This window comes from Pelomonas sp. V22 (assembly GCF_030014915.1).
Classification (GTDB): domain Bacteria; phylum Pseudomonadota; class Gammaproteobacteria; order Burkholderiales; family Burkholderiaceae_C; genus JAUASW01.
Genome location: NZ_JAGIXS010000008.1, coordinates 213,462 through 228,153 on the forward strand (window position 1 = coordinate 213,462; position 14,692 = coordinate 228,153).

The 14,692-nt window shown below is 69.0% G+C and carries 14 protein-coding genes; 8 read left to right on the forward strand and 6 right to left on the reverse strand.

The window, feature by feature from the left end; translation table 11 throughout:
• Positions 1-11 precede the first annotated feature (11 nt).
• The 4 genes from J7U46_RS21905 to gstA all read right to left on the reverse strand — a co-directional run bounded on the left by J7U46_RS21905 (position 12) and on the right by gstA (position 5,062).
• Entirely contained in the window at positions 12-1,772 is a 1,761-nt protein-coding gene (locus J7U46_RS21905; protein ID WP_282829357.1) for an EAL domain-containing protein, read from the reverse strand.
• Positions 1,765-3,303 carry a methyl-accepting chemotaxis protein gene (locus tag J7U46_RS21910; protein ID WP_282829358.1) on the reverse strand — a complete coding sequence of 513 codons (1,539 nt, stop codon included), beginning with the start codon at positions 3,301-3,303 and terminating at the stop codon, positions 1,765-1,767. Before J7U46_RS21910 ends, J7U46_RS21905 begins: the two co-directional genes overlap by 8 nt.
• A 126-nt stretch (positions 3,304-3,429) precedes the next feature.
• Positions 3,430-4,125: a Crp/Fnr family transcriptional regulator gene (locus J7U46_RS21915; protein WP_282829359.1), complete on the reverse strand. Its 696-nt coding sequence runs from the start codon at positions 4,123-4,125 to the stop codon at positions 3,430-3,432.
• A gap of 328 nt (positions 4,126-4,453) precedes the next feature.
• Positions 4,454-5,062 carry a glutathione transferase GstA gene (gene gstA / locus J7U46_RS21920; RefSeq protein WP_282829360.1) on the reverse strand — a complete coding sequence of 203 codons (609 nt, stop codon included), beginning with the start codon at positions 5,060-5,062 and terminating at the stop codon, positions 4,454-4,456.
• Between the two features lie 169 nt (positions 5,063-5,231).
• Between gstA and J7U46_RS21925 the strand changes: the two genes are divergently transcribed.
• The 4 genes from J7U46_RS21925 (at position 5,232) to J7U46_RS21940 (ending at position 9,288) form a co-directional block, all read left to right on the forward strand.
• Complete coding sequence (locus J7U46_RS21925) at positions 5,232-5,693, forward strand: MaoC family dehydratase (protein ID WP_282829361.1); 462 nt, start codon at positions 5,232-5,234, stop codon at positions 5,691-5,693.
• 129 nt (positions 5,694-5,822) lie between these two features.
• Positions 5,823-7,322 (forward strand): alpha/beta hydrolase, encoded by a 1,500-nt coding sequence (locus J7U46_RS21930; RefSeq protein ID WP_282829362.1) that lies wholly within the window; start codon positions 5,823-5,825, stop codon positions 7,320-7,322.
• The gene (locus J7U46_RS21935) at positions 7,319-8,104 is read left to right on the forward strand and encodes an ATP-binding cassette domain-containing protein (protein WP_282829363.1); all 786 of its coding nucleotides are present in this window, start codon (positions 7,319-7,321) and stop codon (positions 8,102-8,104) included. Before J7U46_RS21930 ends, J7U46_RS21935 begins: the two co-directional genes overlap by 4 nt.
• A complete protein-coding gene (locus tag J7U46_RS21940) occupies positions 8,101-9,288 on the forward strand; it encodes an ABC transporter permease (RefSeq protein ID WP_282829364.1) in 1,188 nt (395 codons plus the stop codon). Before J7U46_RS21935 ends, J7U46_RS21940 begins: the two co-directional genes overlap by 4 nt.
• Positions 9,289-9,294: 6 nt before the next feature.
• Here J7U46_RS21940 and J7U46_RS21945 read toward each other — a convergent pair whose 3' ends face one another.
• Positions 9,295-9,633 carry a hypothetical protein gene (locus J7U46_RS21945; RefSeq protein ID WP_282829365.1) on the reverse strand — a complete coding sequence of 113 codons (339 nt, stop codon included), beginning with the start codon at positions 9,631-9,633 and terminating at the stop codon, positions 9,295-9,297.
• A gap of 180 nt (positions 9,634-9,813) precedes the next feature.
• Between J7U46_RS21945 and J7U46_RS21950 the strand changes: the two genes are divergently transcribed.
• The 4 genes from J7U46_RS21950 (at position 9,814) to J7U46_RS21965 (ending at position 14,243) form a co-directional block, all read left to right on the forward strand.
• The gene (locus J7U46_RS21950; RefSeq protein ID WP_282829366.1) at positions 9,814-10,536 is read left to right on the forward strand and encodes an autoinducer binding domain-containing protein; all 723 of its coding nucleotides are present in this window, start codon (positions 9,814-9,816) and stop codon (positions 10,534-10,536) included.
• A gap of 112 nt (positions 10,537-10,648) precedes the next feature.
• The gene (locus J7U46_RS21955) at positions 10,649-10,813 is read left to right on the forward strand and encodes a hypothetical protein (RefSeq protein WP_282829368.1); all 165 of its coding nucleotides are present in this window, start codon (positions 10,649-10,651) and stop codon (positions 10,811-10,813) included.
• A gap of 72 nt (positions 10,814-10,885) precedes the next feature.
• Complete coding sequence (locus tag J7U46_RS21960) at positions 10,886-12,133, forward strand: HlyD family efflux transporter periplasmic adaptor subunit (protein ID WP_282829369.1); 1,248 nt, start codon at positions 10,886-10,888, stop codon at positions 12,131-12,133.
• The gene (locus J7U46_RS21965) at positions 12,126-14,243 is read left to right on the forward strand and encodes a peptidase domain-containing ABC transporter (RefSeq protein ID WP_282829370.1); all 2,118 of its coding nucleotides are present in this window, start codon (positions 12,126-12,128) and stop codon (positions 14,241-14,243) included. Before J7U46_RS21960 ends, J7U46_RS21965 begins: the two co-directional genes overlap by 8 nt.
• 77 nt (positions 14,244-14,320) lie before the next feature.
• On the opposite strand, the gene J7U46_RS21970 is transcribed toward J7U46_RS21965, so the two are convergent.
• Entirely contained in the window at positions 14,321-14,629 is a 309-nt protein-coding gene (locus J7U46_RS21970; RefSeq protein ID WP_282829371.1) for a YkgJ family cysteine cluster protein, read from the reverse strand.
• Positions 14,630-14,692: the final 63 nt, after the last annotated feature.

Genomic DNA, 14,692 nt, shown 5'->3' on the forward strand with positions numbered 1-14,692 from the left:
CCAGCGCTGGATCAAGAACTCAGCGCGGCCGGCGAGCGGCGACGCGGCCCCCACAGGCTGGGCTGGGCCGCCTGCCGCTCGATGCGCGCCAGCAGGGCCGGGATCTCGTCGGCCGGCACGGCGCGGCCGAACAGCCAGCCCTGCAGCTCGTCGCAGCCCTCCTGCTGCAGCAAGGCGCGCTGCGCCTCGGTCTCCACGCCCTCGGCCACGACGATTTTCCCGAGTGTCTTGGCCAGGCCGATGATGGCGCGCGCCAGCACCGCATCCTGCGCATGCTCGGTGATGCCCTGGATGTAGCTGCGGTCCATCTTGAGCCGCGACACCGGCATGTCGCGCAGATGCCCGAGCGATGAATAGCCCATGCCGAAATCGTCCAGCGCCAGCTGCACGCCATGGGCCGCCAGCTGCTGCAAGAGCGCCTGCGTCTGCTCCACATGGGTCATGGCGGCGGTCTCGGTGATCTCCAGCTCCAGCAGCGCGGGCGGCACTTGCCAGCGCGCCAGCGTCTTGAGCAAGCGCTCGGCAAAACTGGGCTGGCGCAGCTGGTGCACCGACACATTGATCGCCACGCGCAGCGCCAGGCCCTCGGAGCGCCATTGCATGATCTGGCGGCAGGCCGCGTCGACCACCCATTCACCGAGGCCGTGAACGAGGCCCGAGCTCTCGGCCACAGCCACGAAGCGCGCCGGCGGCACCTCGCCGAGCTCGCCGTCCTTCCAGCGCAGCAAGGCCTCGACGCCCAGCACCCGCCCGCTGCGCGCGCACAACTGCGGCTGGTAGTGCAGCCGCAGCGCACCGCCCTCGATGGCGCGCTTGAGGCGGCCCTGCAGCAAGGCCTTCTCCTCGATCTGGCGCGCCATGCCGGTGTCGAAGACCGCATAGGTGCCACGGCCCGCCTCCTTGGCGCGGTACATGGCCATGTCGGCATGGCGCATCAGGGTGTCGGCGTCCTCGCCATCGGCCGGTGCAAACACGAGGCCGATGCTGGCGCCCGGCGAGGCGTCGTGATGGCCATGGCGCCAGGGTCGGCAGATCGCCGCCAGCAGCTTGGCCGCCACGCGCTGCGCCGAGGCCAGGTCGGCCGGGTCGTGCAGCAGCACGGCGAACTCGTCGCCACCGAGGCGTGCCAGCGAGTCGCTGCCGCGCAAGGCACCGCGCATGCGCTGCGCCACCTCCTGCAAGAGACGGTCGCCCACATGGTGGCCATGGCCGTCGTTGACGGACTTGAAGTCGTCCAGGTCGATCAGCAGCAGGGCGAGCAGCTGGCCGCTGCGCCGCGTCTGCACCAGCGACTGGCTGAGCAGCTCGCCGAACATGTGGCGGCTGTAGAGCCCGGTGAGCTCGTCGTGCATCGCCAGGTACTGCATGCGCTCGTGCATGGCGCGCAGCTCGCGCATGTCTCGCACCACGGCCAGGGCCAGCGCGTCGTCGCCCCGGCGCACCAGGCCGAGGCTGATGCCCACCGCCACCGCATGGCCGTCGCGGTGCCAGAGGTTGAGGTCGGGCACGCGGCCCATGGCGCGGCCACGCGGTGCGGCGAAGAATTGCTCCAGCTGCGCCTGATGGCCCTCGCGCGCCGCCGGCGGCAACAACAGCGACAGCGGTTCGCCAACGAGCTCCTCGAGGCCGTAGCCAGCCAGGTCCAGCAAGGCCTGGTTGGCACTGAGGATAGAGCCCTGCTCATCGATGATCAGCACGCCGTCGGGAATCAGGCCCAGCAGGTGCACCACCTGTTCCCAGGGCAAGGAGCGGCCCGACGCCATGTCAAGCATGGCGGAACACGCCGACGGCCTGCACCAGGCGGTCCGACTGGGCCCGCATCAGCTGCGCGGCCGCGATCGACTGCTCGGCCATGGCGGCGTTCTGCTGCGTCATGCGGTCCAGCTCCTCCACGCGCTGATTGAGCTGCTGCACGCCCTCGGCCTGCTCGCTGTTGGCCACGCTGATGCTGCCGATAAGGCCGGCTGCATCGCGCACCTGGGCGATCAGACCCTCCATGGCCTGGCGCGAGGCCGCCACCAGCACCGTGCCGGCGGCCACGCGCTCGCCGCTGTTCTCGATCAAGGCCTTGATCTCGCGTGCCGCCTGCTGGCTGCGCTGGGCCAGCCCACGCACCTCGGCAGCCACGACCGCGAAACCGCGCCCCTGTTCGCCCGCCCGCGCCGCTTCAACGGCGGCATTGAGCGCCAGCAGATTGGTCTGGAAGGCTATGCCGTCGATCACGCCGATGATGTCGCCGATGCGCGTGCTGGCCTGGTTGATCTGCTGCATCGTCGCTTCCACGTCGACCACGCTGCGGCCCACCGCAGCCACCGAACCTGCCATCGCCTCGGCGGCCTGGCTGGCCTGGGCCGCCGTCTGCGCGTTCTGCCCCACGCTGCCGCTCAGCTCGGTCAGCGCGGCCGCCGTTTCGGCGAGGCTGGCGGAGCTCTGCTCGGTGCGCGCGCCCAGGTCGGCACTGGCCGCCTCGACCTGCTGTGCCGCCGCTTGCAGGCCGCTGGTCTGCTCGCCCACATCGGCCACCAGGGCGCGCACGTTCAGGCCCGCCTGGTTGATCGAGCGCAGCAGCAGGCCGATGTCGTCGACCCGCTCCATGCGCACATTGGCATCGAAGTGGCCGGCCGCCACGTTGGCGGCCTGGCGTGCCACCTGGCGCAGCGGCTGCACCACTTGCTGCTGCAGGCAGGCATCCACCAGAGCCAGGGCCGCTGCCACGGCAAGCGCGGCACCGGCGAGCGGCAACTCGCTCAGACCGGCCAGCCAGGCCAGGCCCAGCAGCAAGGGCCACAGCGGCCACAGCGCGAGGCGGATGCGCCCGGCCACCGACAGCGTCTTGAGCCGGTCGCCCAGCGCATGCCAGCCCTTGCGCAGCACCAGGCCACGGTGGAAGTACAGGCGCCCGGCCTGCCCCTCGCGGAAGCGCTGGTAGATCGTCTCGGCGCTGCCGATCTCCTCGCGCGTGGGATGGGTGCGCACCGAGATGTAGCCAGAGACGCGGCCGCCGCGCACCACCGGCGCCACGTTGGCACGCACCCAGTAGTGATCGCCATCGCTGCGGCGGTTCTTCACGAGGCCGGTCCAGGCCTGGTCGCGGCGCAAGGTGGCCCACATGTCGGCAAAGGCCTGGCGCGGCATGTCAGGATGGCGCACCAGCTTGTGCGGCTGGCCCATCAGCGCGTCGGCGGCATAGCCGCTGACGGCCACGAAGGCCGCATTGGCATATTGGATGTGGCTGTGCTCATCCGTGGTCGACATCAAGGTGGCATCGGGGGCGTAACTGAACTCCCGCTGGGTCACATGCATTCTTGACTCCCTTGTCGCCAGGCAGCGCCGTTGCCACCTTGGCGAGGCCGATTCTGTCGGTCGCCCCGGCTGCGGTTTGCGCTGGATCAACCGCCACTGTGAGCCGGCGCACAGGCAGGCTGCGACTCAAGCCTCGGGCGGCGCCAGCAGGCGTTCGAGCCGGCTCAGATCGAGCTCAACGCCGTGGTGATGCGGGCGCCGCACGATGCCCTGGGACACGAAGGCGCGCCAGGTCCGGTTCACGCTTTCGCGCGTCACATTGAGCAGCTCGGCCAGAGCGCCCTGGGCCGGCAGCTGCATGGAGCGCGCTGGCTGCATCTCGGCGAGCAGTTGCAGGGCCATGGCCAGGCGTTGATCGAGCCCGGGCAGGCGCACCAGGCGACTCCAGGCCGCCAGCGTGGCCACGACAAGGCGCGAGTGCTGGGCCACCAGACCTGGCAGGGCCGAGGGCCCTCGCAGCGCGCAGACCTCTTCCAGCAGTTGCACCGGGAACTCGCACACCGACACTGGCGTCAGCGCCTCGACGGTGAACACCGAGGCCTGGCCCTGCAGCCCGGACTGCCCCAGCAGATTGCCATGGCCTATGCAGGCGATGGCGGGCTCGCGGCCCTCGAGATCGGACTGGCGCACCGCCAGCAGGCCTGACTTCACATAGCTGAGCCACGGCGCATGCTCACCCTCGCGCTGCATCAGCGTGCCGCGCCGGTAGCTGCGCGCCACCACCTCGCCAATGCGCTCGGGCCGCATCAGCTCTCCATAGCCCGCTATCGGGCATTGGCCGGCCACCACGCATTGAGCGCAAGGCGGCACACGATGGCTCACGCCTCCCGCCTCCGTCTTGCCCACGCCAACTGCTGCCTCGCTGTCACCACGTCACAACCTCGACTGCCCGTGACCATCACCGGCGCAGCATTGTGGGTAGCAGGGGCACGCACGGCTGTGACCTGGATCACAGGCCGCCCCGCGCCCGCGCGCAGGGCGCCTGCATCCCCCCTAAGCAGGGGACAAGCCGAGGCGGCCGCCGCCGCCGCCCGTCCGACAGCATCGCGTCAGCCGATAAGCCTGGCTTATGCGGCAATCACCTTGAGGAAATCCTGGGTGCAATGGGACGCGTCTTCACGATGTTACTGGGGCGGCCGGGTCATCCTGCTTACTTCAACAAGCCTTCGGCTTTCATCGCCTCGACCACGGCCGGGCGGGCGCCCACGCGCGCGCGGTAGGCAGCCAAGGTGGCCAGGCCGGTGATGTCCACACCCACCAGCGAAGCCCAGTTGCTGACGGTGAACAGATAGGCATCCGCCACCGTGAACTGATCACCCATCAGGAATTGCCTGCCTTCCAGCTGCTCGTTGACCCAGGTCAGGCGCTCGACCAGCTTGGCGCGCGACACGGCCTTGGATTCTTCCGGGATGGCCGGGTTGAACAGCGGCGAGAAGCCCTTGTGCAGCTCGCTGGTGATGAAGTTCAGCCACTCCTGCAGGCGGTAACGCGCCCAGCTGCCGTTGGCCGGCGCCAGTTCCTTGGCCGGCACCTGGTCGGCGATGTACTGCACGATGGCCGGGCCTTCGGTCAGGCGCTCGCCGCTGTCCAGCTCCAGCACGGGCACCGAGCCCTTGGGGTTGATCGCATAGAAGTCGCTGCCGTCCTGCAGCTTCTTGGTCTTGGTGCTGGCCAGCACCAGCTGGACGTCCAGGCCCGCCTCGCGCAGCACGATGTGCGGGGACAGGGAGCAGGCGCCAGGGCTGTAGTAGAGCTTCATGGTCAGGGCTTTCAGGGTGGACAAAGCTGAAACCATACGGCTGAATGATTAGGCTTATTGCGCGCTGGTTCATTGCGTCAGGTTCGCGGACAACGACAGCCTCCCAGGCGATCACGACTTAAAGCGCAATGAGCCAATGAATGTCCCTGCAGAACACTCCGGAACGCCCATGCCTCGCTACGCCTTCGAAGATTTCCCGGTCGGCCTTGAACTGGACTGCGGCAGCCGCCTGGTCGACCGCGAGGAGGGCCTGCGCTTCGCCGCCGCCTACGACCCGCAGCCGCTGCACCTGGACGAGGAGGCCGCGAACGCCTCGGTGCTGGGCGGCCTTTCGGTCAGCGGCTGGCATACCTGCGCCATGGTCATGCGCCTGATGTGCGACGCCTACCTGCTCGATTCGACCAGCCAGGGCTCTCCCGGCATCGAGAACCTGCGCTGGCTCAGGCCGGTGCGGCCGGGCGACAGGCTCCATGTCCGCATGGTGGTGAAGGAGGCACGCGTCAGCCAGAGCCGGCCAGCCATCGGCCTGGTGCGCTCCGAGTGGCTGGTGCACAACCAGCAGGGCGAGCCGGTGCTGAGCATGGAGGGCTGGGGCATGTTCGGCCGGCGCGAGGCCGGCAATGAGCGCTGAGAACGACCGCTGAGCCCCGGCTTCCCGCCATTCGCCGCCTGAGCCCGCCATCGGCCGCAAATCCGGTCGCCCGGGCCCGTGCCGGTCTCCATAATCCGCCCCGTTCAAAACCAAGAGGAGAACGGAGCCATGCATCCCCCATCAACGAGGAGACAGCCGGTCCGCCTGGCGCTCGCCGCCACGGCCCTGATGGCCTTGTCGGCCTGGGCCCAGGCCGCTGACATGCCGGCCCCCACCCCCACCCAGCCCTGCCGTCTCAGCGGCCTGCCCAATGAGCTGCAATGCGGCTCGGTCAAGCGAGCGCTGGACCCGGCCAAGCCCGAGGGCGCCCAGATCGAGGTGCACTACGTGGTGCTGCCGGCCCTGGCCCGCAACAAGCTGCCCGACCCGGTGCTGTTCCTGGCCGGCGGCCCGGGCCAGAGCTCGATCAATGTGGCGTCCGCCGTGCTGTCGCGCTTCTCGCGGCTGAACAACCGCCGCGACTTGGTCTTCGTGGACCAGCGTGGCACCGGCAAGTCCGCACCGCTGGAATGCCCGGACCCCGGCCGGCGGCCGCTCGCCGAGATGGCCGACAACGACCGCCAGCTCAAGGAGCTGGAGCAATGCCGCGACAACCTGCAGAAGCTGCCCTATGGCGACCTGCGCTTCTTCACCACCACGATTGCCATGCAGGACGTGGACGCGGTCCGCCAGGCCCTCGGCGCCAACCAATGGAACGTGATCGGCGGCTCCTACGGCACGCGCGCCGCGCTGGAATTGCAGCGCCAGTTCCCGCAGACCATCCGCCGCCTGCTGATCGACGGCCTGGCGCCGCCGGACATGATCCTGCCCGCCTCGTTCTCCACCGACACCCAGGCCGCCGGCGATGCCCTGTTCGACGACTGCGCGAAGGATGCCGCCTGCAGCAAGGCCTTCCCCAAGCTGCGCGAGCAATGGGCCGGCCTCTTGAAGAGCGTGCCGCGCACGGTCCAGGTCACGCATCCGGTCACCGGCCGTCCTGACCATTTCGTGCTGAGCCGCCGCATGCTGTTGAGCGCCCTGCGCGGCCCGCTCTACAACCCGGCCATGGCCTCGGCCCTGCCGGCCGCGATTGCGGCAGCCGCTGAAGGCCGCTTCGAAGGCCTCATCGGCCTGAGCTCGGGCGGCACGCCGCGCAAGGGCATGGGCCTGGCCATGGGCATGCACTTTTCGGTGGTCTGCGCCGAGGACGTGCCACGCCTCTCAATCAGCACCGACAAGCCCGGTGCCGACTTCGGCGACACCGATGCGCAGTTCTATCTGAGCGCCTGCAAGAACTGGCCGCGCGGCAGCGTGCCGGAGGCCTTCTACAGCATCCCCAAGGCCCCGGCCCCGGTGCTCCTGATGAGTGGTGCCATCGACCCGGTGACGCCGCCCCGCCACGGCGAGCATGTGGCCAAGGCCCTGGGCGACCAGGCCCTGCACGTGGTCGTGCCCGCCACCGGCCACGGCGTGATGGCCCTGGCCTGCATGCGCGACGTGGTGTTCCGCTTCATTGACGCCAAGCAGGACGCCGAAGCACTCAAGACGGACACCAGCTGCGCCGCCAAGATCCCGCGCCCCACGTTCTTCCTGCCCATCCCTGACGCCCCCCGGGAGGCCCAGCCATGATCCACATCGACCAGGTTCACAAGACCTTCCAGACCCGCGCCGCCGGCTCGACCTTCAAGCGCGGTGCCAAGCAGCAGGTCAAGGCCGTGCAAGGCATCAGCGTGAAGGCCACAGACGGACGCATCACCGGCCTGCTGGGCCCCAACGGCGCCGGCAAGACCACGACGCTGCGCATGCTGGGCGGCCTGTTCGCACCGGATGCCGGCTCGATCCAGGTCGACGGCCTGCCGGTCGGCCAGGCCGCGCTGGCCCGCATGGGCATCCTCAGCGACGCGCATGGCCTCTACCCGCGGCTCAGCGCCCGCGAGAACATCGTCTACTTCGGCCGCCTGCAAGGCATGACGCGCGAGGCCGCCGAACAGCGCGCCGAGCTGCTGGCCGACATGCTGGACCTGAAGAAGCTGATGGACCGCCGCACCGACGGCTTCAGCCAGGGCGAGCGCATGAAGACCTCACTGGCCCGCGCCCTGGTGCACGACCCGGCCAACATCGTGCTCGACGAGCCCACCAACGGCCTCGATGTGCTGGCCACCCGCTCGCTGCGTGAATCGCTGCGCTTCCTGCGCTCGGCCGAGGGCGGCGGCAAGTGCATCGTGTTCTCGACGCACATCATGCAAGAGGTGGAGCAACTCTGTGACCACGTGATCATCGTGGCCGCCGGCCGCAGTGTGGCCGAGGGCACGGTGCCGGAACTGCTGGCCGCGGCCGGCGAGCAGCGCTTCGAGGACGCCTTCGTCAAGCTGGCCTTCAGCGCCGAAGCCAAGCAGGGAGAACAAGCATGAGCCGCAAGACCCACGACCTCTTCAGCGCCGCCTGGGTGGTCTTTCTCAAGGAGCTGATGGACGGCCTGCGCGACCGCCGCACCCTCGCCCGCCTGCTGATCCCCGCAGTGCTGATGGGGCCGCTGATGCTGACCGCACTGTCGGGCCTGATCGCCTCCTTCCAGGAACAGGCGGCCAAGCGCGAAATCATGGTGGAGGGCATCGACCATGCACCGACGCTGCGCAACTTCCTGGAGCGCCAGACCTACACCATCCAGGCCCCACCAGCCGACTACGAGAAGCTGTTGCGCAGCAGCAAGCTCACCCAGCCGGTGCTGGTGGTGCCCAAGACCTTCGAGGAAGAGCTGCTGAACGGCGAGCAACCGGTGGTCGAGATCGTCAGCGACTCGGCCAACCAGCGGGCCAACGCCGGCGTGCGCAACCTCGAGCGCGTGGTGCGCGGCTTCGGCATGGAGCGTGCCTCGCTGCAACTCGCCCTGCGTGGCATGCCAGCCGACCAGCTGGTGCCGGTGCGCAGCGAGGAGCGCGACCTGGCCAATCCGCAGGCCCGCGTGGCCCAGCTGACCGGCATGGTGCCGATGTTCATCATCATGGCCGTGCTCTACGGCGCGCTGACCGCCGCGCTGGACAGCACGGCCGGCGAGCGCGAACGTGGCTCGCTGGAGCCGCTGATGATGAACCCGGTCTCGCCGATGTCGACCGTGATGGGCAAGTGGGGCGCCGTGGCCTTGCTCGGCATGGCCGTGGCCCTGCTCTCGGACCTGAGCTTCATCCCGGCTCAGCTGATGCTGCAGAGTGACAGCCTGCAGGCCATGTTCAGCTTCGGTCCTCGCGAGGTCGTGGCCTTCCTGCTGCTGCAGCTGCCGCTGGCCGCCAGCATGGGCGCCCTCTTGATGGCGATCGCGATCCGCTCCAAGACCTTCAAGGAGGCGCAGGCCAGCAGCACCCTCGTGATCATGGTGATCAGCATGGCGCCTATGGTGACCCTGTTCAACCCGGGCGCCGAGGCTCCCTGGTACCTGTGGATGCCGGGCCTCGCGCAGAACACGCTGATGACGCACATGCTCAAGGGCGAGCTGCCGACGCTGTGGCAATTCGCCCAGCCCGTGATCGTGGGCCTCGTGCTGACGGTGGTCTGCCTGCTGGACGTGGCACGCTCGATGCGCACCGCTGTCGCACGATAGGCAGTTTCAGGCCGGCACCCGCAGCACCTGCGGCCGGCCGGCCTGAAGCACCTGCTGGACCTGGGCCTGCCAGGGCAGGCCGTGCACCAGGCCGTTGAGCTCCAGCGCCGATTCCATTGGTGCCAGCACCTCGCCGTCCTCGTTCAGCAGCTGCAGGTTGGTGACCAGGGACATGGGGTCGGCCAGGGCCACCACGCCGGGCGGCTGGCTGACCCAGTCCCAGGCCACGCCGGCCGTGGACTCGCCCGAGCGGCTGAGCCACAGGGTCTGGCCGGTCGAGGGTCTTCGGTCGCGGCCGGCCACCAGCACCTGCGTACTGAGGTGCGCGAATTGCAGACCGGACAAAGCCTCCACCGCACACAAAATGCGCGGCCAGGCGTACACAATCCAGGCAGGGTTCGTCGACATCTGGGCTCGATGGGCTGGGGGCACCGGTGGCGCCGTGGCCGCGAGTGTGCGGCGGCGGCGCGATGGCGCCAGCTGTAAACCTTGTCAGGGGGGCGCCTCGCGCCGGAGTATCCCGTCATGAGGTCCATGCTTCAGAGCCGCTTCCAGGCGGTGCTCGATGCCAGCAGCCAGGCCGAGTTCCGCACGGAGATCGAGCGCTTCACCCACTCGCTGGATTTCCAGACCTTCTCGGCCATGACCGTGGTCGACCATGCGCTGGGCAAGCCCGAGTTCATCGTCCTCGACAACTGCCCCAGCGGCTTCTCCGAAGCGATGCACAACCCCCTGCTGGGCCAGCAGGACCCGGTGATGCAGCATTGCAAGCGCCACAGCGTGCCCATCGTCTGGGACCAGCAGACCTATGTGGGCGGAGGCACGCCCGACCTCTGGGACGCCCAGGCCAGCTTCGGCTACCGCACCGGCATCTGCCTGGCCCTGCACCTGCCCGAGGGCCGCCATTTCCTGCTGGGCGTGGACCGCGACCAGGCCCTCCCCGAGGATCCGGCCTTCGTCACCCGCATGGTGGCCGACCTGCAGCTGTTCGCCGTCCATGCACTGGACACGGCCCTGCGCGTGCTGCTGCCGCCCGAGCAGCAGCTGGAGCGCCCGCACCTGACGCCGCGCGAGCTGGAGGTGCTGCGCTGGACCATGGATGGCAAGACCGCCTGGGAAGTCGGCACCATCCTCGGCATCACTGAGCGCACGGCCGTGCTGCACCTGACCAATGCCGGCCAGAAGCTCGGCTGCAACAACAAGCACCAGACGGTGCTCAAGGCCCTGCGCCTGGGCCTGATCCGCTGATCGGGCGCCCGAGGTCGGCCGGGCAAGCTGTAAGAGTTGACAGTTATGGGCCTGAGGGTCCGCTGCTGCAATGAGGCTGTGCATCCCGCACGAGTCATTGGAGCAAGCAGCCATGGACCACAAGCCCGCCGCCATCGACCTCGTCGCTGAACTCGACGCCCCCGTCGAAATCGACCCCCAACTGCTGAAGCTGATCAGCGGCGGCGGTGAGGGCGACGGCAGCGGCTCCGGCGGCACGCCGCCCCCGACCGGCGACGCACCCAAGGGCACCTGGTAAGCCGGCCGACCGGCCCGCTCCCCAAACAACACATCGCTGTCATCACCGCCGGCCTTTCGGGCTGGCAACGCAATGCTATTCAGAACCGAGGCGCTGTCCGCACAAGACCATCAATGGCTCGGCAGCGCGCAGGTTCAGCAGTCTCTGCAACTGAAGGCGCTCACGGTCCTGGCTGTGAGCGCCGTTTTCTTGGTCGGTGGCTTTCTCTTTGTCGGCGAGTACACGCGCAAGGCGCGGGTCAGCGGCCACCTGGTGCCCGTGGGCGGCGTGCAGCCGCTGAGCTCGCCCCAGGCGGCCCTGCTCTTGCAGCGCCTGGTCGAGGAAGGCCAGGCGGTCAAGGCTGGCGACGCCCTCTTCGTGCTGAGCCTGGACAGCGCCAGCGAAGGCAGCGGCGAAGGCGTGGCCCGCAGCCTGCAGCAGCGCCAGCGCTCGCTCGATGAAACCGCCGAGCAGCAGAGGGCCTTGCTACAGCGCCAGCGCGAAGACGTGGGCCTGCGCAGCCAGGCCGTGCAGCGCGAGATCGAGCAACTGCAGCAGGCCGAGACGCTGCAGGGCGAGCGCCTGGCCCTGGCCCGCCAAACGCTGGCCCGGAACGAAACCCTGGAGCGCGAGCACTTCATGTCCGCCGCCCAGGTCCAGAACAAGCGAGAGGAGGTGCTCGGCCTGCAGGTTCAGCAGCAGGATTTGCAGCGCCAGCGCGAAGGCCTGCAAAGAGAGCTGCTGAGCCTGCAGGCCCGGGGCCGCGAACTGCCGCTGGAGTCGGCCACCCGCCAGGGGCAGATCGCCCGTGAGCGCTCGGAGCTGCAAGCGCTGGGCCTGGAAACCGAAGCCCGCCGCCGCCTGATCCTGCGCGCGCCAGCCGACGGCGTGCTGAGCACGGTGCAGGCCGAGCCGGGCCAGCCGGTGACCGCCGGAGCCCGCCTCGCCACCGTGCTGCCGCGCGATGCCACGATGCTGGCCCATCTGTATGCGCCGTCCAGCGCCATCGGCTTCGTCCATCCGCAGCAGCAGGTGCAGCTGCGCTACCAGGCCTTCCCGTACCAGAAGTTCGGTCACCAGCGCGGCACGGTGGTGCAGGTGTCGCGCACACCGCTGTCTGGCGCCGAGCTGGCCCAGCTGTCGCTGCCGGCCGGCATGGCGGGGCTGAATGAGCCGCTGTATCGCATCACCGTCGCCCTGGACCGCCAGTCCGTGCTGGCCTTTGGCAAGGAGCAGGCACTCACTGCAGGCATGCAGCTGGATGCTGACGTGCTGCTCGAGAGGCGCAGGCTGATCGAGTGGATCTTCGAACCTTTGCTGGCTTTGGGTCATCGTGTCTGAGGCTTTGGTCTCCCAACTGCAATGGGGCCGGCGCCGCCGCCTGCCCCTGCTCTTGCAGACCGAGGCGGCCGAATGCGGTCTGGCCTGCCTGGCCATGGTGGCTGGCGCCCTGGGCCATCACGTGGGCCTGGCCGAGCTGCGCGCCCGCTTCTCCATCTCGCTGAAGGGCAGCACGGCGGCCGACCTGGTCCGCATGGCCGACGGCTTGGGCCTTGCCAGCCGGGCCTTGCGGGCCGAGCCCAAGCACCTGGCGCAGCTGCAGCTGCCCTGCATCCTGCACTGGGACTTCAAGCATTTCGTCGTGCTGGCCGAGGTCCAGGGCGAGCAGGTCGTCATCCACGACCCGGCCCATGGCCGGCGCACGCTGGCGATGGCCGAGCTGTCGCGCCACTTCACCGGCGTGGCCCTGGAGCTGCGGCCGGGGGCCGACTTCCTGCCCCGCGCTGCCGCGCCGGCACCGAGCCTGCGCCAGCTGCTCGGCCGCGTGACCGGCCTGCGCCGCGCGCTCGGCCAGGCGATGCTGCTGGCCCTGGCCTTGGAGCTGCTGCTGCTGCTCTCGCCCTTCCTGCTGCAATGGGTGGTGGACGGCGTGCTGGTCGGCGCGGACCGCGACCTGCTGGCCACGCTGGGCCTGGGCTTTGGGCTTTTGGTGCTGCTGCAAGTGGCGGTAGGTGCACTGCGTTCCTGGGCGGTGCTGGCCATGTCGGCCAGCCTCAACCTGCAATGGCTCAGCAATGTCTTCGCTCATCTGTTGAGGCTGCCGCAGGCCTGGTTTGACAAGCGCTCGCTCGGCGAGATCTGGTCGCGCTTCGGCAGCGTGCAACAGATCCAGCGCACGCTCACCACGCGCTTCGTCGAGGCCGTGCTGGACGGCCTGATGGTGATCGTCACGTTGGCGATGATGTGGCTCTACAGCCCGCGGCTCAGCCTCGTGGCCCTGCTGGCCGTGGCCGGCTACGGGCTGCTCCGCTGGGCCTTCTATGGCCCGCTGAAGGAAGCGACCGAGGAGCAGCTGATCCACGAAGCCAGGCAGAACGGTTTCTTCGTCGAGTCGCTGCGCGGCGCGGCGGCGATCAAGCTCTTCAATGCCGAGCCGGCCCGCAGCGCGCGCTTCTCCAACCTGGTGGTCGAGCAGATGAATGCCTCGCTCGCCATGCGCCGGCTGGAGCTGTGGATGGGGGTGTCCCACAAGCTGCTGTTCGGGCTGGAGCGCGTGGCCATCGTCTGCCTGGGCGCCTGGCTGGTGCTGGAGCGCGAGCTGTCGGCGGGCATGCTGTTCGCCTACCTGGCCTACAAGGAACAGTTCAGCACCCGCCTCGCCGGCCTGATCGACAAGGGCGTGGAGCTCGCGATGCTGAAGCTGCAAGGCCAACGCCTGGCCGATATCGTGCTCAGCGCGCCAGAGACGCGTGGCCCTGCCCTGCCGCTGGCGGCTGGCGCCACGCTGGAGCTGCGCGAGGTCTCGTTCCGCTATGCCGATGGCGAGGCCGAGGTGATCAAGGCCTGCTCGTTCAGCATCGCAGCCGGTGAATCGGTGGCCCTGGTCGGGCCCTCAGGCTGCGGCAAGACCACGCTGATGAAGCTGATGCTGGGCATGCACGAGCCGCAGTCGGGCCAGGTGCTGGTGGGCGGCGAGCCGCTCGTCAAGATCGGCCTGCAGAGCTGGCGCACGGCGGTCGGCACGGTGATGCAGGACGACCAGCTGTTCGCCGGCAGCATTGCCGACAACATCAGCTTCTTCGAGCCCGGCGCCGATCCGGCCTGGGTGCGCGAATGTGCTCGCCTGGCCTGTGTGGACGAAGAGATCGAGGCCCTGCCCATGGCCTACCAGAGCCTGGTTAGCGACATGGGCACGAGCCTCTCGGGCGGCCAGCGCCAGCGCATCCTGCTGGCCCGGGCGCTCTACAAGCGGCCGCAGTTTCTCCTGCTGGACGAAGCGACAAGTGCGCTGGACGTAGAGCGCGAGCGGGCGCTCAACGCTTCACTGCGCCAGCTGCCGCTGACCAAGATCGTGATTGCCCATCGGCCGGAAACCATCGCGGCGGCGCAGCGGGTGATTGCGCTGCAAGGCGGAAGAGTCGCCCAAGACTTGCGGAGTCTGTCGGCCTGAGCGAGCTACAGCCCTGCGTTTCGGGCCGAGCGCCGGGCCGCTCCCAAGCCGGCCCGCCTTGGCGATGTGCTTGCCGGTCAATCCGGCAAGCATCGCCGCCCCCTCAGGGGGCCGGCCAAGGTACTCCTTGGACGGGGGGCCGTCTCCTGTTCCATCCAGCCCAGCCAGCGCATCGCCTGTTCGCGGCTTTCTCCGCACATCATTTCGTTCGGCTGCAAGGAGCCGCACACGGCAGGCCGCTCGGGCCGGCCAAAGATCTTGCAGCGATCCTCTTCGTCAAGCTGAATGCAACGCACACCCGCCGGCTTTCCCTCGGGCATGCCGGGGATGGGCGAGCTGATCGACGGTGCGATGCAGCAGGCGGCGCAATGGTCACGGCATTCCATCGCGCAATTGTCGCCGCCACCCTTGCCCTCGGCCGTGACTTATCCACAGCTGCCCCGTAAAAT